The sequence below is a fragment of the Paraflavitalea sp. CAU 1676 genome (assembly GCF_029223285.1).
Classification (GTDB): Bacteria; Bacteroidota; Bacteroidia; order Chitinophagales; family Chitinophagaceae; genus Paraflavitalea.
Genome location: NZ_JARHUJ010000001.1, coordinates 477,851 through 497,488 on the forward strand (window position 1 = coordinate 477,851; position 19,638 = coordinate 497,488).

The 19,638-nt window shown below is 48.0% G+C and carries 12 protein-coding genes and 1 tRNA gene; 4 read left to right on the forward strand and 9 right to left on the reverse strand.

The genetic code is table 11. The features are described from left to right. Nucleotides 1–120 precede the first annotated feature (120 nt). The 4 genes from P2H89_RS02020 to P2H89_RS02035 are packed head-to-tail and all read right to left on the reverse strand — an operon-like array spanning nucleotide 121 to nucleotide 7,224. The gene (locus tag P2H89_RS02020) at nucleotides 121–2,532 is read right to left on the reverse strand and encodes a hypothetical protein (protein ID WP_275824815.1); all 2,412 of its coding nucleotides are present in this window, start codon (nucleotides 2,530–2,532) and stop codon (nucleotides 121–123) included. Between the two features lie 31 nt (nucleotides 2,533–2,563). After that, nucleotides 2,564–3,712, reverse strand: a complete 1,149-nt coding sequence (locus P2H89_RS02025) for a DUF4249 domain-containing protein (protein ID WP_275824816.1) — start codon at nucleotides 3,710–3,712, stop codon at nucleotides 2,564–2,566. A gap of 10 nt (nucleotides 3,713–3,722) precedes the next feature. Then, the gene (locus P2H89_RS02030; RefSeq protein ID WP_275824817.1) at nucleotides 3,723–6,497 is read right to left on the reverse strand and encodes a TonB-dependent receptor; all 2,775 of its coding nucleotides are present in this window, start codon (nucleotides 6,495–6,497) and stop codon (nucleotides 3,723–3,725) included. A 1-nt stretch (nucleotide 6,498) separates the two neighbouring features. Further along, nucleotides 6,499–7,224: a hypothetical protein gene (locus P2H89_RS02035; RefSeq protein WP_275824818.1), complete on the reverse strand. Its 726-nt coding sequence runs from the start codon at nucleotides 7,222–7,224 to the stop codon at nucleotides 6,499–6,501. Nucleotides 7,225–7,462: 238 nt separating this feature from the next. Between P2H89_RS02035 and P2H89_RS02040 the strand changes: the two genes are divergently transcribed. Continuing rightward, nucleotides 7,463–7,999: a hypothetical protein gene (locus tag P2H89_RS02040; RefSeq protein WP_275824819.1), complete on the forward strand. Its 537-nt coding sequence runs from the start codon at nucleotides 7,463–7,465 to the stop codon at nucleotides 7,997–7,999. Nucleotides 8,000–8,111: 112 nt separating this feature from the next. After that, the gene (locus P2H89_RS02045) at nucleotides 8,112–9,311 is read left to right on the forward strand and encodes a DUF5009 domain-containing protein (protein WP_275824820.1); all 1,200 of its coding nucleotides are present in this window, start codon (nucleotides 8,112–8,114) and stop codon (nucleotides 9,309–9,311) included. 57 nt (nucleotides 9,312–9,368) lie between these two features. Here P2H89_RS02045 and P2H89_RS02050 read toward each other — a convergent pair whose 3' ends face one another. From P2H89_RS02050 to P2H89_RS02065, 4 genes are all read right to left on the reverse strand, one after another. Further along, the gene (locus P2H89_RS02050; protein ID WP_275824821.1) at nucleotides 9,369–10,925 is read right to left on the reverse strand and encodes a M20/M25/M40 family metallo-hydrolase; all 1,557 of its coding nucleotides are present in this window, start codon (nucleotides 10,923–10,925) and stop codon (nucleotides 9,369–9,371) included. Between the two features lie 102 nt (nucleotides 10,926–11,027). Then, nucleotides 11,028–12,386, reverse strand: a complete 1,359-nt coding sequence (locus P2H89_RS02055; protein WP_275824822.1) for a hypothetical protein — start codon at nucleotides 12,384–12,386, stop codon at nucleotides 11,028–11,030. 12 nt (nucleotides 12,387–12,398) lie between these two features. Continuing rightward, nucleotides 12,399–12,932 carry a sigma-70 family RNA polymerase sigma factor gene (locus tag P2H89_RS02060; RefSeq protein WP_275824824.1) on the reverse strand — a complete coding sequence of 178 codons (534 nt, stop codon included), beginning with the start codon at nucleotides 12,930–12,932 and terminating at the stop codon, nucleotides 12,399–12,401. 42 nt (nucleotides 12,933–12,974) lie between these two features. Then, nucleotides 12,975–13,715 carry a hypothetical protein gene (locus P2H89_RS02065; RefSeq protein WP_275824825.1) on the reverse strand — a complete coding sequence of 247 codons (741 nt, stop codon included), beginning with the start codon at nucleotides 13,713–13,715 and terminating at the stop codon, nucleotides 12,975–12,977. 973 nt (nucleotides 13,716–14,688) lie between these two features. Here P2H89_RS02065 and P2H89_RS02070 point away from each other — a divergent pair. Further along, nucleotides 14,689–17,853 carry a TonB-dependent receptor gene (locus P2H89_RS02070; protein WP_275824826.1) on the forward strand — a complete coding sequence of 1,055 codons (3,165 nt, stop codon included), beginning with the start codon at nucleotides 14,689–14,691 and terminating at the stop codon, nucleotides 17,851–17,853. Nucleotides 17,854–17,873: 20 nt separating this feature from the next. After that, nucleotides 17,874–19,337, forward strand: a complete 1,464-nt coding sequence (locus P2H89_RS02075; protein ID WP_275824827.1) for a RagB/SusD family nutrient uptake outer membrane protein — start codon at nucleotides 17,874–17,876, stop codon at nucleotides 19,335–19,337. Nucleotides 19,338–19,564: 227 nt separating this feature from the next. On the opposite strand, the gene P2H89_RS02080 is transcribed toward P2H89_RS02075, so the two are convergent. Then, nucleotides 19,565–19,636: transfer RNA gene (locus P2H89_RS02080), tRNA-Arg, on the reverse strand. Nucleotides 19,637–19,638 lie beyond the last annotated feature (2 nt).

The window sequence follows — 19,638 nt, forward strand, 5'->3', positions numbered from 1 at the left end:
CCCGCAGGGCGCATCAGGTAGTCATTATAGTATTAGCTCAACTTAGTGTTAGGTCGGCGCATAGTAAGCAAAAAGGGCCCCTCTGCATGGGGGCCCTTTCTAATAGTATGTTGTAAAGAATTACCGTACTTCAAAACTAAAGGCATGACTGCCTGCATGTCCATTGCTGTCGATGCCCTGCACCACGACGGCAAAACGTCCCTTCAGGTCCGATGAATAAAAGCGAACCGCCGCTTTGCCATTAGCATCCGTTTCAATATCCGGTGTCCAATACAAAAGATTCCGGAAGTCGGGCAGCCGGCTTTGGGCTTTTTCCTGCGAGTCATACTCCGGTGCGTAGAATTCGCGTTGCAGCTGCAAACCGTCATAATCAAGTATCACCGCCTTATTGTCGAGCTTCAACTCCGTAAGGTCGCCATGGTAGGTAGTAAAGCTGACGATGCCGTCGTAAGTAAATTCGCCGGTCACATACCGGTCGGTAACTACCTGCAGCTGACGCAATTTCAATGGATCGTAGGTCATCACCTTTTGAATGCTCACAGGCACTCCATCCAACAGCACCAGCGGGCTGCCACGGTAATGTCTTTCGATCTCCCAATTGAAAATATACAACTGGAATTCACCATTGCTTTTGCGCACTGCTACATCCGGTACATACTCCCGCAATATTTCTTCGGTCGTAGTGAATCGAACATAATCATCCATCAGGTATTTGGGGTAACCATTGCCAAAGAAAGGCATGGTATCATATTTAGGAAGGGAAAACTGTGTGAGTCGATCGCTGAAATAGGCATTTTGCACCTGCATATTAATGCTGCCCTCAGTTAGTACCTGCTGCAGGGCCGGTGAAAGATAGAACGGCGCGGTGCCGGTTTCGGAGAACTTATCGGCATAAGGGCTCTGAATGTCGACATGGAAGCTGCTGTCGGGCTGGTCTTCTGCCTGAATGATGATCTCGCCGGGGCCGTAATAATTCCGTACATCAAAGCGCACATCTCCATTACTGTTACTCATTACCGGATAAAACTGCAGCTTGGTACCTGCAATGGATAAATAGGTTTTGGCGTTGGCCACCGGCTGGCCGGTAAGCAAATGGGTAAGTCTGCCGGTGATCTGGTGTCCCGCAAATTCGGGCGTATACTTGAAAGCAGGCGCATTGCTGTTCAACACCACATCCCAGTTAAATCTTCTCCAGCCATGTACCAGCATCAGGTTGTCGAGCGCCGTAAACACTTCGGGCGTTTGCGCGGAGAAATAATAACCGGGCGATTCAATATGGCCCTTCAGGTCCGAGCTGAGCCACAAGTAGCTTTGAATATCTTCCTGCTCAGGGCTCGGCAATGAATCCATCCTGTAAACGGAAAGAGATAAATGGGAAGGTGCAGCTTTACCCGAAGTAATGGCCGTTTGTACCGATAGGTTGATCTCCTTCCGGGTGCCGTATTGTTCTTTGTAACCGGCTGCGCCGATCGTGAGTTGATCCTTCAATGGTTTAAAATACAGGCGCTCACACACGGGTTGCTTTTGGTCGTTAAATACTGTGATCTGCGATACTCCTTCGCCCAATTGTTGCTTGTCGATAGTAAAGCGTACCGATCCGTTCTGAATGGCCTTCTTCATGGCGCTTTTAACGACCTCATGACTGTGTACGAACAGGAATAGCTCTTCTGAACCGGATGGGCGCGCGGGCATATTGGAATTGATCGTTACCACGAGCTGGCCATTTGCTTCATCTTCCACGTGCATAACATAGCCCTGGTCGTAGGTGGCTGGGAGCGCACTTGTGAACGACTTGCCATCTTCCGTCACGATGGTGGCAGAATAGGAATCACCTGCCGCCGGCGTAAAGCTGAAGTGGCCGATGCCAAATTTCACGGGCTTGAAAGTGAGGATGGTCTCGTTGCGCTGGTTGATCAGCGTGCCGGTGAAAGCACATCCTTTGCCGAATTGATCGGTAACCTGAAATGCTACCTTACTGTTGATTCCTTTCACAAGGTTTCCTCCTTCGGGAAAGAAGCGGGCTGTATAAGAGATCGTGGTGTCGACCGGAGCAGCCGGAAGCGGCTTCAGCGAATTCACGATCGTTACCTGCTGCTCATAAAAACAATCAGGTCCGAAATTCTTCATCCAGTTGGTATAGGCCCGCAAAATGTAATTACCGGCATTGACCGACGATGGCAGGTAGAACGAGCCACTGCCCTGTCCATTGGCGAGGGCAACTTTAGCCTGCATAACAGGCTTATGCTCTTTATCGAGCAACTCCACATAAGCTATCTTGCTCAGGTCAACCGGCTTGTTATTGTTCCCGTTTACATAGTATACCTTGAACCAGAGTATCTCTCCGGCCAGATAAAATCCCTTATCTGTATGAACGTAGGTTTTTTCCGGCAGCGTGTTTTTGCGGTAGTTATTGAACTGATTTTGGATCACGGTGCTGAAATCCTGCGCCAGTGCACCGGAGCCATTCAGGAACAACAGAGCCGCAAAAAAAGAAACAGCCAGCCTGATCGTATGATGTGATGTGCGATACATCTATAATGGTTTATAATTATTCAGTATAAGGTTATCTGGGCCAGAACGGCGGTTTGATATGTACGCCTCTCTGGGTGCACAATACACAACTAACATCCGCAGCATAAAAGGAGGCAATGTCACCACGCGGAGTAAGCTCGGCTACATTGGTAGGATGCAGGTAGCTGTAAGCACGTATGCTGTCGACATTATTGGGCACTTTCAATTCCATGCAACCTGTGCGGTAGCCCCAGGCCAAGAGGTCCGATGGCTTAATGAAGATGCGTTTCTCCTGCATGTCGCAAACTTCCACATAACCGATCACGATCTCATTGGGATTGCTGTTAGCGTGGATATTTCCTTTCAGTTCCGAGGGTTGGGCGTCGAACAGGGTGCCCGTTTGCTCGGTGTTCTTTTTCATCTTCTGCAAAAACTCATAACCAGCTTTGCTAAGGGCATATTGCCTTACAAGAATGCTGTACAGCTGACTCACCTTTTCTGATGCATGCGGAATGAAATGTATCGGCAGGTCGATGCTGTCTTTGCTTAGTTTTGCCGAAGAACCGATCAGCAGGTTGGTGGAGTATTCCGTTTTCCAGCAGATATAGTTCATCGTATCATACATCATATTGGGATACAGGTAATCGATGCCTGTGATCTCCCCAAACGAATTGCGTAAATATTTCAAAGTGGTTGTATAGGCAGAATGAAATTCCCAGGTCTCTTCCCACTCCCAGCGATAATACCTCGTTTTGTTCTGGGGATCGTGGGTGTTGATATAAAGCTGCAGGTCCTCGGGCTGTTCCCAGCGTATATCGTCGATGGCGGGCGTTTTGATCGCAGTCGTGTAATCGGACGTGTATTCCTTTCCTTCCGTGGTTCTCACATACAGCCTGTACTTCACATTGTTTGCCAGCGGCAGGCCGGCAGCCGAATACAGGCCCTGGGAAGATTCGGGAAGTACATAAAATGAATTATTGTCTCCCTCAACGCGCACCACGGCATTGCGTTCGTATTTGATCCTGCTGGTATCCGAAAGGCTGATGGCCCGCGAGAGCCGGATATTCGTAGGGCCGCCGCCACTGTTGATGATGCCGTCTACCACCAGGTAGCCATTCGGTGGCGCCGTTACCGGCGGATCAAATCGTTGTTTGCATCCCAGGGTCAGCAATACCAGGCAACTATAAAATAGCTTTTTCATACTGCGGTATTTAGAAGCGAATGTTGTAATTAATGAATGGAATGATATTGCCGAAGATGGACAGCTTATATCCATTCACACGGCCGTTTTCCGACGTGAAATAAACCGAATAAGGGTTCTTTCTGCCGGTGATGTTGTACAGTCCGAAGGTCCAGCTGTTGTGAAACTTCTGCTTCACCTTGTGGTTGCCCTCCAGGATCATCGCAAAGTCGGTACGGAAATAGTCCGGTATCCGGTAAGCATTCCGGTCGGCATACAGTGCCCGCCAGGAGCCTCCGTAATAGTACCGGCCGATAGGAACCGTGATCGGTCGTCCGGTGCTATAGGTCGCATTCAGCGATATGCTGAACCGGTGCGTGAAGCGGTAGTTACCCACCATGGTGAAGTCGTGCGGTTTGTCGTAATTGGCAGGGTATTCTTTACCTCCATTGAGCAACTCTCCCGATGTGCTGTCGTCCATGGTCAACAGGATACGGGAGTAGGTGTAACTGATCCAGCCGTTCAGTTTGCCATTTTGTTTTTTGATCATCAATTCCAGGCCATAGGCTTTGCCCTTTGTGCCGATCACGTCGGTTTCAATATGGTCATTCATCACGAGGTTGGCTCCGCTCTTATAGTCCAGGTAATTCTTGATGCGCTTATAATAAACTTCCACCGATGTTTCGATCGAATTCGAGCGCAGGTTCTTATACAGGCCCAGAGAAACCTGGTCGCCATACTGCGGTTTGATGTTCGGATCGCTCAATTTCCAGATATCGGTGGGCGAGATCGCCGTGGTATTCGACAGCATGTGGATATACTGCCTTTGCGTATTATAGCCGGCTTTCACGGAGAAGGTAGGTGTAACCAGGTAGCGGGCGGAAACGCGCCATTCCGGTCCATTGTAGGTTTGGATCACATCACCCTTGCCATAGGTTTTTACGCCGGTGATATTGTCCTCATTCTTGGGAAGTCCCTTGGGATACTGGTTGATATTGCCAGGACCCAGGTATTGGAAATAAGAGAAACGGGCACCGGCCTGCACGGACAGTTCAGGCGTGACATTCCATTTTTCCGACAGATAGATGGCACTTTCCTGTGCTTGCTCGGCAGCAACGTCATCCGCAACGATCAGCGATTCCTTGCCGATGGGGCCATAATTGCCGGGATTGAGTTTGTAGCGGATGGTGCTTGCGCCAAAATCGAGCGTATGGGCCGGTGTCAGGTACCAGGTAAAATCTGCTTTGGCATTCAACTGGTTGATATCGAAGTTGAGCTTATAGGCATTGATCTCGTTCTTTTCGCTTTGGATATGGTAGGCGTAACGATCATAGCCGGCTGTCAAAAATCCGGTTAGCTTATTGTTGAAGATGTGTTTCCACTTTACCACCACATTGCTGTTGTTGTAACCGTAGGTGGTATCATTGTTCAGGTTGAAACGGTCCTTGCTGGTATAGCCGGTCACGTACAGGTTGTTCTTGTTGTTGAACTGATGGCTGATATGCAGGTTTACATCATAGAACGAAGCCTTGCTGTTCTCATATTCGTCGGGCAGCAGGTTGAGCAGCCATTTGGCATAGGTAGTGCGTGCACCGAGAATGAAAGAGGTTTTATCTTTTTGAATGGGGCCTTCAATATTGAAGCGGCTGGTGATAAGGCCAAGGCCGGCGCTGCCGGTGATTTCCTTTTTATTGCCTTCACGGCTCGAAATATCCAGCACCGACGACAAACGGCCACCATACTTTGCGGGGATACTGCTTTTGTACAACTCCACGTCTTTCACGATATCGGGGTTGAAGGCCGAGAAGAAACCAAAGAAGTGAGAGGGGTTATAGATCGTGGCGTCGTTGAACAGGATCAGGTTTTGGTCGGCCGATCCACCGCGCACATTAAAGCCTGTACTCGCCTCTCCTACCGACTTCACGCCGGGTAAGGTGAGCACAGCGCGTATAATGTCTGCCTCTCCAAAGGCGGTGGGAATCTGCTTGATGGCGCGGATCGTCAACCGTTCAGTTCCCATCTGCACATTTCTCACATTGGCCACCTTTTGAGCCGACACAATAACTTCCTTGAGCGAAACCACGCGCTCTTCCATGTCTACATCCAGTTTGCCGCCGGTGTACAGCATGACCTGGCGCCTGGTGTCCTTCATCCCGATGCCCTGTATGTTCAGTACATAACGCCCCTTGGGGATTGTGAGCGAAAAATAGCCATATTGGTCGGTAGCCGTGCCGATGGAAGTATTCGGGATCGATACAGTAGCGCCAACGATCGGCTCACCGCTCTTAAGGTTGCGGATGTGACCGGCAATTGTTACAGTGCCCGGTCCGCCACTATTATTTTTACTGCCGATCTCAAATAATTTGTTTTCGATAGACGCATCGGCGCGCACTTTTTTCTTGTCGCCATAATCAGGAACTGCGGCTACGTCACGGCGTGCAGTATCTTTTGCTGCCCTGGCAAAGAAGTTGTCCGGCAGCGAGGTTTTGATCGAAGCCCCCTTGGTGAGGAACACCCACTGGCGATCGGGCATCACGGTAAAGTGAAATGGGGTGTTGTTGAAGGTTTGCTCCAATGCCTTGTCGAGCGGCTGATTATTGATGACAATGCTGAACCGCAGGCTGTCGAATTGACTGCGGTCGTAATAGAAATGATAACCCGATTGACGCTCGAACTCCTGGATGATGACATCGATGGCAGTATCGCTTACGATCAGGTTGATGGGATTGGATATGGTTCGCTGGGCTGTTGACCGGCCGGCCATCAATAAAAGGCCCAACGCCATAATTAAAGACAATCGTCTCATGTCAGTTTTTTAAGGAGTCATAATGAATGGCGGCTTGCAAAATGGCGTTCTCTTTATCTTTCCTGAACTTGATCTTGTTCTTCTTCAGGTGTTGCCTGATCTCGCGCGAGTGGTCCTTTAATAAAGAGTAAAGACCTTTCTTTGTCCTTACGATATGGTAGTTGCCGTCCTTGAAAACGTAATAATGATACTGTTCTACAAATTTTCTTTCCAGCACCTCTTTCACGGTCTCTTCAATGAATTTGCTGCGTTTGGCCAGTACACTTGTAGGTCCTTTGTACAACTGATCATAAAAACCTGTGGCCAGCGATTGCCGGTTGGTACTGTCGCGCTCTATACGCACGAACTGATGACCCATCAGTGAAAAGCTTTTTACTTTTTCGCTGAACAGGGAAAGCCGGAAGAAATTGTTGAAGTGGAGAATGACAACACGGTCTTTCACGATGTCGTACATCATTTGCACCGTATCGTAGAAGATACCGTCATAAACAATTTGTCCTCTTTGCCAGGTGTTTTCGAGGTAGTAAGGTATGCCTTCGATCTTGGGCGAATAGCCGAAGAATTCAATACCATTAAAAAGGCGGGATTGTTTGTCCGTGTAATGGTGATAGTTGGTCACCGCATTGTGCATGGCAGATGCAGTGAAGCTGCTGTCTGTAGTGTTGTCCTGTGCAGTAGCAAAATACCCTGCAAGCGTCAGGCAAACTATAAGCAGTTGGTTGCGCATTAGTTTTAATATGAATGGTTAACAGGTTGAGCCAAATTACATTATTTCCGTTGAGTCCTCACCGTTTTTTCTGTGAGCGTCAAAATTACGTTATTAATGATTTTTTAATTTCCGGCAACGATCGCCGAAGAATATGTGTCATAACCAAAATTGACTATTTCAAACAAGCGGTTCTTCAATTTAAACAAGTGTCCTTGCGACTGGCGCTGTAACGGGCTACCTTTATTAAAATCAGAATATGAAAAGAATATTCCTGGTGCTGATCCTTGCTGCCGGCACATTAATAGTTGGTGCACAAGGTAGAAGCAACCTGTCTGTTGGAATCGATGCGGCCATCCCAACCTATGCTATGGTGGGAGAGATGAAAGGCTTACTAACGGGCATCTATATCAAAAAGGATTGGGGATGGGGAAAGTATTTCGCCGGCACGCTCAATGCAGGGTATCAATATTTTAAAGGCACTGCGAAGGCATTTGATGATAAGGAGGTAGAGAACTATGCTGTAGTGCCCCTGCTCGCAGGACTGAAAGGTTATGTGATCAAAAATACCTACTTAAGTTTTGAGACCGGTGTTAACATCAGTGCTCACAAGAACAGCGCAACTCATATGGCATTTGTGCCGTCCATAGGCACCTTGATACCCGTTGGTACAAAGCAAATCGACCTTAGTATACGATACAACGCTACAAAGTCGGGCATGACTTATCCCGAAGCGCCGCCTTTTAGACGGGGCGGATTCGCCTTGCTGGGCATCCGTATAGGCCTGGTGCTGTAACTTTCGAGCTGTTCTGATTGGGCATTCCCATCTTACCAATAGAAGATTTAACGGGCGGCAGGTTGTAATTCCTGTACTTCATTGTATTTTTAGAAAACCCAACTCCCTGCCAATGAAGTACAACGCGTTAACAACCGACCGTATCCTTTCCATCGATGTATTCCGGGGCATTACTATACTTGTCATGATCTTCGTGAATGATGTGGCAGGTGTATCCGGTATTCCGGTGTGGATGAAACATATGCCTGCCGACGCCGATGCCATGACGTTTGTCGATATTGTGTTTCCCGCTTTCCTCTTTATAGTCGGCATGTCTTTGCCCTTCGCGCTCAACAACCGGCTGGCAAAAGGTGATACATTCTGGAAACTGCAGGGGCATATCGCCTGGCGCACGATCGGCCTGCTTGTGCTGGGCGTGTTTATGGTCAATGGCGAAGGAGGTTACAATGAGGCCGCCATGGGCATGTCCATCCACCTTTGGTCGCTGCTCTTCTACTGCTGCGCTATCCTGGTCTGGAATGTTTATCCCTTCAAAAATAAGAATTGGTCGCTGGTATTGAATGCCATCGGCGCTGTTGGGTTGATCATACTTGCTTTGCTCTATAAAGGCGGCGATGATGGTACGAGAGGGCTCACGCCGCAATGGTGGGGAATCCTGGGGCTCATCGGCTGGGCCTACCTGTTTAGTTGCATCATTTATCAACTGGTGCGTGGCCGGTTGATTGGATTACTGATCATGATCGTAGTATGTGTGGGTTGGTATGTGGTGGGGCGTCTTCCGGTGGCAGAACATTATGCCGTATTAAGGTGGATGTCGGGCCAGGCAGGACATGCCTCCCACACCGGTATCGTTTTATGTGGAGTGGTGCTCTCCCTGATCTACTTCGAGCGCAAAGGCATTCAAACCAATACCCAGCGTTTTATGGCCGCCATCATATTTATGTTAGTTATGGCCATCGCTGCCTGGGCGCTGCGGCCCTTGCATGGTATTTCGAAGATATACGCTACACCATCGTGGTGTCTTTATTGTGTGGCCATCTGCAGCGCTTTATTCTCCTTGCTCTACTGGCTTACGGATGTTAAGAAGGTTAGTGGCTGGACCGCTTTCTTCAAGCCAGCTGCCGCCAATCCGTTATTGATCTATATACTTCCATCGATCCTGTATCACCTGCAGGTATTGTTTGGACTCTATTTCATGCCGCATGCATTTCACGAAGGCTGGCTCGGTGTGGCCTGGTCGGCTGTTTATGCGCTCCTAATCATGGGCATCGCCATTTTGCTCAATAAGGCAAAGATCAGGTTACACTTGTAATGAAGAAGGGAGCCCAGCGGGGCTCCCTCCAAATATTACTTAGATAGACAAACTGTTTTAATTAACCCCGCCTTTTCTTTTTGATTTAACCGGAGCAGGCCAGCTGCCTGGTTCGCCTGTGCGGGGATTTACCGGCAGTACACTTTTTTCGCGTGAGGTCTTCACGGGGTCTTCACTGGCCATATAAGCGAGGATCGCAGTCAGGATGGCATTGCTGCGCACATCGTCAAACACGATCTTGTCGTACGTGTCGCGATTGGTGTGCCAGGTATAATTGCCATACGACCAACTGGTAGAGCTCAGCGAAAAAGCAGGAGCGCCCACTGCTACGAAAGAGGCAAAGTCGGAGCCACCGCCGCCGGGAGCGCCGGGCCAGCGGGTGTCGATCTGGCTGCGGATATCGTTGGGTACTTTGGTCAGCCACCTGCCCAGGTACTCATAGGCATGCAAAAAGCCCTGACCAGAAAGATTTACCACACGACCAGTGCCATTATCCTGGTTAAACAATACCTGTATATTCTTAACGATTTCCGGATGGTCTTCTACAAAAGCCCTGGAACCATTTAAACCCTGTTCTTCACTGCCCCAGTGACCTACGAGGATAGTGCGTTTGGGATTGGGATAAACTTTCTTCAGGATGCGCATCGCTTCCATCATCGTCAGTGTACCGGTACCATTATCGGTAGCGCCGGTGCCGCCATCCCAGCTATCGAAGTGGGCGGAAAGGATCACGTATTCGTCGGGTTTTTCAGAACCTTTGATCTCGGCAATGGTATTGAAGGTAGGAACCAGACCCAGCTCTTTGGAGTCGGCGCGCACACTGATCTTTGGTTTTTGACCTCCTTCGGTAAGTCTGTACAACAAGCCATAATCTTCCAGCGCAATATCGATGGTAGGCACTTTGGTCGTATTGGCGCCAAAGATCTTGTTGACACCAAAACCATTGGACCAATAAGACATTACAACACCTGCGGCACCGGCTTTTTCAAGCGCCTGCGGCAGGGTGGTATTGTTGAGGCCGGTCTTGGTTATACGACTGCGCCACGCATCTGTTTGGGCGGTCCGCTCTTTTTTCATCTTTTCAAATGATTCCTTGGTACCATATTCCTCCCAGTTATAATCAGGGCGTCCTGTTGGTTGGCACATGGAGATCATCACGAATTTGCCTTTCACGGCAGGCAGCCATTGCTGAAATGCGACAGAGTCGGCCACGTCGGGTAAAATGATCACTTCGCCGGTGATCGTTTTGCCATTGGTAGAAGGGCTCCACGCCAGTTGGGTACCTTCCAGCGATTTGATGCGCGGATATACCATGTCGATATGCGTAACGCCTCTTTCCCAACCACGCCATTCACCATATTGTTCGGTTTTGGCGCCAATGCCCCAGCTCTGGTATTTCGCTACTGCCCAATCTGCCGCTTGCTTCATTTGCGGAGTTCCCACCAGTCTTGGGCCAATGCCGTCCATCAACTCATGTCCAAGTTGCTGTAACTGGGAGCGTTGGGTGGCTTCTTCAATAATACTCTTAACCATCAGGGAATCCCTGGTTTGGGCAAACGCACCAGTGCCCGCCAACAAGAGGGCCAGGGTCAGTGCAGAAGTGTTTCTTCTCATAATGAACGATTGGTTGAACTGTTTGCCCGAAAATATTAAGGATTGCAGGAAATTCAACCCCGTTCATAATTAAAATAAAGTCCGGTGAAATTAATGAAGGGCTTATAGCTTGTCCCGATCTGTGGAAATTACCGCTTTAGCCGAAGCGCCCGACAACCTGGGCTGCCATACACGCCAGCGAAGCCCCAACCTTGTCCAAACGGGCAACGGACCGCCCTTCGCAGTGGTGGTGAAAGGCACTTCCACCTGCAGCATGGCTTCCAGGTCGCGCCAGGCATATCCTACCTGAACGGCTGCGCCCGGTTGAAAGCTTTGCAATGCAGGCAACGAACGACGATGTACCATTTCTATGACCGGCTTTTCAAAGGCCGAGTCGGGATAGGGCACTTTGTTCACCAGACCGCGCTTCCAGAACGAAGCGGTTAAAGCACCGCCCAGCCACCAGTGTTGTGCAACAGGGCGGGCGTAACCGAGTCCGGCCTGCATGCCGAAAACTTTTGCCAGCGTTTTCTTGGTTCGTGTGCCGGAAGCATCCATCGAGGTTTCATAGGCAGCATCTGGAAGCAAGGCGCTGGCAAACGGTTTTAATTCGGCGCTGAAGCGGTGCCTGTTCTTTACATAGCTCAACCAAACGCCCGGGATGACCGGTTGATAAAAGCGATCCTTCAGAGCGGTATTCTTGAAATACACATTATTGGAAGGTAGAGGTACCTGTAGTTCTGCCTGGATGCCTATCGCTAACCCGCGCTGGCGGGCAGGAGTATTACCGGAAGGGTTCTGCATAGAACGGCCTTCCGGTAACCACCCGGGAAAAGAGTATCGAAAAGGCTGGACCCGGATGGAAGCATAAAAATGCGTACCTGCAACTTGTGTGAAGTGTAAAGTATTACTGTCTTTTAGGGTGCTGGCTGTAACAGGAATAGCCGCTTTCATTATTTTTTCAGTGATCAACCTGTTTGTGCGTGCTATATGATCGGTCGCATTGCCGGAAGCTGCAGTTGAAATTTCATTGGCAGCATGGACAGCTGCCCTATCGGAAGTGATAGTCGCCTCCGAAGCGTGAGCCGGAGGCTTGTCGTGTTGCCTGGCCTGTTGTTGGGGGCCTTCCTGGTTATGCTCATTATCAGGTGTAGATGCTGCATCAGCGGCTGGAACAGGACGCCCGGTTGAATCATTATTATCTACAATGCCCCCGCTGGCAGGCGGCCCTTGGTTACGTCGGGATTCCCTGGTTGAATCCTGGTTTATTTGCCAAAGGAGAAAGCCCGCGCAAAGGATCAGCAATAGTAGCGCGGCATAGCGAAGCGGTGTCCACCACAGCAAGGTACTCCTTCTCTTCTCTACAGGTGCCGGTGCGTCGAGCCTGGCCCGCATGGTCGCCCAGGCTTCATCGGGCGGTACCAATGGCACCGGACTGTTTTCTTCCGAAAAGAACAAATGATCAAATTGCTTTTCTTTCACTGATGATAGCCTTTATAGTGAAAAATGCTTTTTTAAAACCGGTTGCATGATCTTCCTTCCCTCACTCAACTGCCATTTTACCGTACCGGTGCTGATCTTTAATCGTTCAGCAATCGCCGGGATCTTGAAATGCTCGAGGTAAAACAGGCTGAACACTGCCCGGGTGGCCGGCGGCAGGTGGTCGAGGTAGTGATAGACGTCTCTCCATTCCAGGTGCTCGAGGATATTGCCGGTAGGGATCTCGAGGTCCTCATCGTCGGTATCGGGAACGATCACCCTCACTGGCACCTTCAGTTTATCAAGGGCGGTATGGCGCACGATCGTATACACCCAATTGAAAATGGCGCCCTTCTCTGCTTTAAAATCGGCCAGGTGCGCAAATACCTTCATCATGCCATCATTCACGGCTTCCAACGCAGCATGGTCATCCCGGAAGAATTTCTTACACAGGCAAAACATCGAAGGATAGAAATGCCGGTAAAATTTCTCCTGCGCAGCACGATCGTTGCGGATGCACCCCGTTATGATCTCATGCAATTCGTCCAAAACAACAACTGTATTTAATTCACTTCTTTTATATTAGTATAATCAGATATTCGTTGGGCTGATGCTCACTTCATCGTGTGGCCACAAAAACTCATATTTCGTTGCAAAGCCAGTCACTTTTAACGAACCTGTATATGTTTTTGAGCCTACTTTAATGTTAATGGGATACAAACCGTCCGAATAATAAGTATGGGTATATAGGATTCGGGATGCCTGCAAAGTTCCTTTCTCGCAATCTCCGCGTACCCACACCTCGGAAAAAGAAACATCGATCTTCTTGCAGAAAGTCTCGGCATCGGTAAGAATATAGGAATTGAGGCAATCATAACTATCGGAGGTGTTGACCAGGAAGGCGAGTGTTGAATCAAAATAGGAAATGAATGGATGGATAGATAGGCGTTTCCCGTTCAACGATCCTGCCGAATGGCCCGGAATAGTATTATCCAACTGAAACGGCTCCTGTATTATCTTCAGGTATTTTGTAAAAGACGCATAAGGCTGCCCGTTTTGATAGAGCGTTACTTTGATGGAATCCTTTTCGTTCCACACAAAGAACATTTTCGCTTTGGTGCCGTCGGTCAAGCTGTCAAAAACCTGGTAGCACCGGGAATGCCAGTCGATCGTGGTGCCGGGCCGGGCGTTTACCACCTTGGCTGTAACAAGCTCGCCAAATTTGACATCCGTGGCCGACACCAGAAGTTCAGGTTCGCCTTGTTGATCTTTCTGGCAGGACAGTAGAATGCCTGCAATGCCGGTCGTTAAAAGGAGGACTGGAAACTTCATGTAACCCTTTTGTATAGATGAACGGTTGTTCCGGAAACAAAGGTTGGGTGCATGACGGGAAAATTTACAGGTTCCGGTAACGCCACTTTACGGATCAGCCGGAAGCAATACCGGTATAGTTCAGGCAAGGCTTCATTAAATCGTCTGTGCAGCCGTATCTGTGTTATAGTCCCGAAAGAGAGAGCGGCGCAAGGGCATTTTTTTAGGACGGGTCAACTTTCTCAATGGAGCCCTGATGATACCTCATTGGGTCCTCTTTGGGTCCTCATTGCCTCCCCGGAATCCGAGGTAGCACAGAGGGGAACAAGGGTAACATCGGGGAGGCAATGAGGAGAAAACGGATAGATCGTGTTATCCGTCCCCGGGATAAGGGCGTTCGCACCTGGTATCTCCTCCCGCCGTCCCAATTAATAGGGGTATTTGAGAAGAAATAGCTGTTCGTCCCAGGTATTGCCGAAGCCCGTCCCGGCTTGGGGAGGAGCACGTCACATCATTCGCATAGTACCATCGCAAAGTGGAATCCTGCAAATATGCTATAGTTTTAAAGGTACAAGCGGCCACATTATGCAGGAAAGCGAACCCCTAAACTACCGTCGTTTCTTAGGGATATCGTCTATTTTATGTTGATTTTCAATACTTAAATACACAGCTGAATAGTCGATGTAGAATTTGTTTGCATATGAGTAATTATGCGGTTTTTTGCGGGAAGGTTAAATATTGGCGTATTTCTTTTTTAATTAAGTTTACAAAATGCAGGTTTTTAGTGTAGTAGATACACGAATCTTGATCTAAATCATTGTATTTGTGCTGTTAAAGACAAAGCAGCAATTTTCGACATAAATACGCAAAGACGAGTAACGTGCTAATGAGTGGTAGGAGGAGCGTTGGCTTCAAACTATGCCGCTTACATGAAAAACCTGCAGATCGTTTAAGAACCTATTGTAAATAACAATTTTTAACCCAAACACTAGCTATGAGCAAACAAATTACAGTCTTATTGTTTGTGCTTTGCACATGGTGCCTTGCATCATACGCACAAACCAGTATAAGAGGTGTTGTTACCGATAACACCAGCAAAAGCCCCATGGCCGGCGCAACCGTACTGGTCAAAGGAAGCAAGACGGCCACCATTACAGGCAACGATGGCCGTTACGAAATTACCCTCCCTCCCAAAGCTACCACACTGGTATTTCAGTTTACCGGTTACCACTCAAAGGAAGTGGCCATTAGTGGTCGCAGCGAGATCAATATTGAGTTGGAGACAGACTTCGAATCGCTCAATGAAGTGATGGTAGTTGCTTACGGTAATGCAAAAAAGGGCACCTATACCGGCGCTGCTTCAGTAATCAAGCAAAACGATATCAAAGATGTTCCATCTACTTCTTTCCAGAATGCCCTGGTGGGTAGAGTATCCGGTGTGCAGGTAACAACTGCAAGCGGTCAGGCCGGCACCACTCCCAGTATACGCATCAGGGGTATTGGCTCCATGAATGCGAGCAATGAACCACTGTATGTTATTGATGGTGTTCCCGTTATTTCGGGCGATCAGGGCAACCTGAGCGGTTCATTGATCGGTTCCAATAATATCATGAATACGCTGAATCCGGCCGATATTGAAACCATCACGATCCTGAAAGATGCGGCAGCTTCTTCACTGTATGGTTCAAGAGCAGCCAATGGTGTTGTGGTGATCACCACCAAACGCGGGAAAAAAGGGAAACCTGTGGTGCATTTATCCTCTTCTATTGGTGTTACGCCAGGATGGGCCACTGACAACTACGAAGTGGGAGGTCCGCAGGAACAAATAAATATGTTGTATAGGATACTGTATGATAACAAGACTTCTGCCGGACAAACTGCAGCCCAGGCCAATACCTATGCACTTGGGCAGCTCAATACCAAGTTCAATAAACATGGGTATAAATTTTCGACCACGGGTACAGCCCTTTCCGACAATGTGATCATCAGTGGCATGACCGATGGACTGGTGAACCGCGAGGGAACTTATTTTGATTGGGACGATGCTTATTTTGGAACAGGTATTTACCAAACCAATGATCTCTCTGTAGGCGGCGGTGATCAGAATACGACCTATTATACTTCGCTGAACTACACCAAAGACCAGAATAGGGTCCGGGTCAATAAATTCGATCGTATTTCAGGTCGTACCAACATTTCACAAAAGGTGGGAAAACACCTGGAGTTTACTACCAACATAGGCCTTGCCAGGAACAAGCAATCTGGGTTTAATGATACCAGGAATACAGGGGCCAACTACCTTTACCAGGTAAGAAACCTGTTATGGCCTTTTTATTGGCCCACTGACTACAAAACAGGACTGCCGTATACGGCAAGGTATGGAAGCCTGGCGCAGAACAATCTTTATTATAATGATCAATGGGAAAACAGTTCCATCACCAAAAGGTTTTCTGTCAACGAAACGATCCTGCTGACTATTCTGCCGGAATTGAATGTTAAGTCTATTTTCTCCTATGACAATTCCGAGATCAAGGATCACCTGTATTACAGCGCCATTCACTACAATGGGGTTTCAACGAATGGATCCTTAAATGAAACGAGTACCAGTATTTCGAAACTGGTTTCTTCCAATACGGTCAACTACGCCAAAAATTTCGGAGACCACAATGTCTCATTCTTAGGTGGGTTTGAGGTAGAGGAAAACAGGACAAACTTCCAAAGCACAACGGGAACAAATCTTCCATCAAGTGTATTGACCACCTTATCTCCGGCTGGTGCGTTTTCGGCCAGCGGGTATGAGTATGGCAACTCCATCGTTTCCCTGCTGTCACGGCTGGAGTACAATTACAAACAGAAATATTTCCTCTCTGGTTCTTTCCGCCGTGATGGTTCATCAAAACTGGCGCCCGACACCCGCTGGGGTAATTTCTGGTCAGTGGCAGGATCCTGGAGGATCAGTAATGAAGAATTCATGAAGGAGATTACTCCTATCAGTAATTTAAGGTTGCGGGCTTCTTATGGCATCAATGGTACATTGCCTTCGCAGAATTATGGATGGAGGTCTTTGACGAGTTATACCCTCCGCTACAATGGCAATGCAGGTGGTTACCTGTCTACCAACGCCAACCCCGATCTTACCTGGGAAACGAATTATACGACCAATATTGGGTTGGAATTCGGCCTCTTTAAACAGCGGTTAACAGGTACTATTGAATATTTCAACCGCGATTCGAGGAATCTTTTGCAGGATGTTCCCACTTCAACCACTACCGGTTTTTCGAGCGCACTGGCAAACGTAGGTGAAATAAATAACAAGGGCATTGAAGTGGAGCTTGGTGGAGATATCATCAACAACAAATCTATCAGGTGGAGTGCTTCTGTTAATGCATCCTTCATTAAATCAAAGGTTACCAAATTGTATGGCGGCAGAGATATCATTTGGTATGATCCAACGGGAGGAGATAACAGGGCACAGTTCATTTACCGGGAAGGTTCATCTACTTTAAGCTATTATGGCTATGAGTGGGGCGGCGTAGATCCGAAGAATGGCAACAATGTATGGTATGTAAATAATCCAGCCGATGCAAAAGCAGGCGACTTCTTATACAATGACAGAGGCGCTACTTATTCATTTAACAAAGCAAATTACAAGATCGTGGGTGATGCAATGCCCGATGTGTATGGAGGGCTTAATACCAGCCTGGAATATAAAGGGGTTACATTGGGGCTGAATTTTATTTATAAGCTTGGCGGCAAATTGTATGACGGAGCGTTCAAGGACGTTTCAGATGATGGCTATTACTGGGAAAGGATCAGGACAGAAACCCTGTATGCAAATATGTGGACGCCCGAAAACACATCCGGAAACTTGCCGCTCCTCAGAGGCACCGATCTTACCGATCCGATGCAGTACAGCACCCGCCAGATGTCCAGTGCCACCTTCTTTCGGTTAAAGAACGTCAACCTGTCTTATGATCTGCCCAGGAATCTGATTGGTAAAGTTGGCCTTTCCAATGTTAGAGTGTTCTTTAATGGAAGTAATTTGCTGACCTTCTCAAAGTATAAAATTGCCGATCCTGAAGTAAACCAGTATGGAACCCGTGGATGGGAAACGCCCATCGGAAAGACCTACACATTCGGGCTCGATCTTAATTTTTAATTCATTAAACTCTTTATAAAATGAATAATACACTGAGAATATTTTTAGCCGGCATAGTGGCGTTTGGTTTGTTTTCATGTAATAAGACACTCGATGTGGTGCCTACCAACCAGGTAAATGCCAATGAATCCATAAAAACGCCCGCCGATGCCCAGATAATGATCAATGGTATTGTACGCAGTATGAGTAACGCTGATTACTACGGAAGGAGATTCATTCTCTATGGCGATGTGAAAGGTGGTGACATGACAGTTCCTTCACAGGGAAGAGGGGACGATGCGTTGTATACATTTAATCACTCCGCCACCAGCAACAGTTATTCTGGCTATTGGTCGCAGATATATTTTTCCCTGCTGCAGGTGAACAACCTCCTCGAAAACATAGCCCGGTTGGAAGCGACTGGAGCCGCCGGCTATAACAGCTATAAGGGACAGGCATTAACACTTCGTGCGATCATGTATTTTGATATGGTGCGTCTTTATGGAAAGTCTTATGACTTGGACAAGAACGCATTTGGTGTTCCCAACGTTACAACACCATTAAAATCCACCGCACAGCCTCTCAGGAATACGGTTAGCGAAAACTACAATCAAATATTATCCGACCTCAAAGCGGGTGCTCCATTGTTGGCGAAAACGAAATCCAATGGATTTGTGAATTATTACGGCAACCTGGCTATGCAGGCAAGGGTTTATCTGTATATGAAGGACAATGCCAATGCTTTAAAAGCAGCAGAGGAGATCATCACGAGCAACGTATATACGCTCTACAGCAATGCGGCCTGGGTCGACTCCTGGAAAGCACAGTATGGCTCGGAATCCATCTTTGAGATCGGTGTTTATCCGCTAGAAGGAGACCTGGGTGCAGCTTCTATAGGTGCGTACCACAGAAGGAAAGGGGATGGTGGAAGTACAATTTTAGGCTGGTTTGTAGCAAGTGATTATTTTCTGACCAGACTAAATGAAGATGCAGCCGATGTTAGATGGGGTGTTATGAAAGAGGATGAAATATCTACTACAGCCAATCCTCGAAAAGGGTCCTTGTATAAATATAGCGGTAACATTTCGTTGGCGGGTGATGGTAAAGCTACTCCGACGGCAGTAAATCTTAAATTGATCAGGTTATCTGAAATTTATCTGATTGCTGCAGAAGCTGTCTTGCCTACAGATGCTACGAAAGCAGCAACTTACTTAAACGCGATCCGCAAACGTGCCCCCAATCTGGCACCCGCTACCGCAGCAACAGTAACGGTAGATATGATCCTAGATGAAAGGAGCAAAGAGTTGTATGGCGAAGGGCAAAGGTTTTTTGATATGATCCGATTGAATAAATCCATAACATTCAATGATGAGATCATCGGCATATCGGTAGCTACCCGTCCGAAAACAATTGACAGAACATTTTATAAAACCCTGTTACCGATCTCTCAGGCAGAGATCAATGCAAACCCAGGCATCCTGGCACAGCAGAACCCCCAGTATTAAAGGGTTTATAACAGAGCTTACATATTTACACGACGACCGACGCGTTCCTGCGTCGGTCGTCTTTTTTTTTTCTGTACATGCCCGGCACGGGCGCAAACGATATGGTGCAAGTCCCGAACGAACCATGATTGTCTGAAGCGTCGGGCTAATCTGGTCTGGAAGGGGGTATGAAAAGCAAAAAGCGCCGGTTAGGCGCTTTTTGCTTTTCCCTCGGATAGGGCTCTCTGTGGCTTCGCCAGGAATCGAACCTGGATCTGGAGCTTCGGAAACTCTTATACTATCCATTGTACTACGAAGCCAA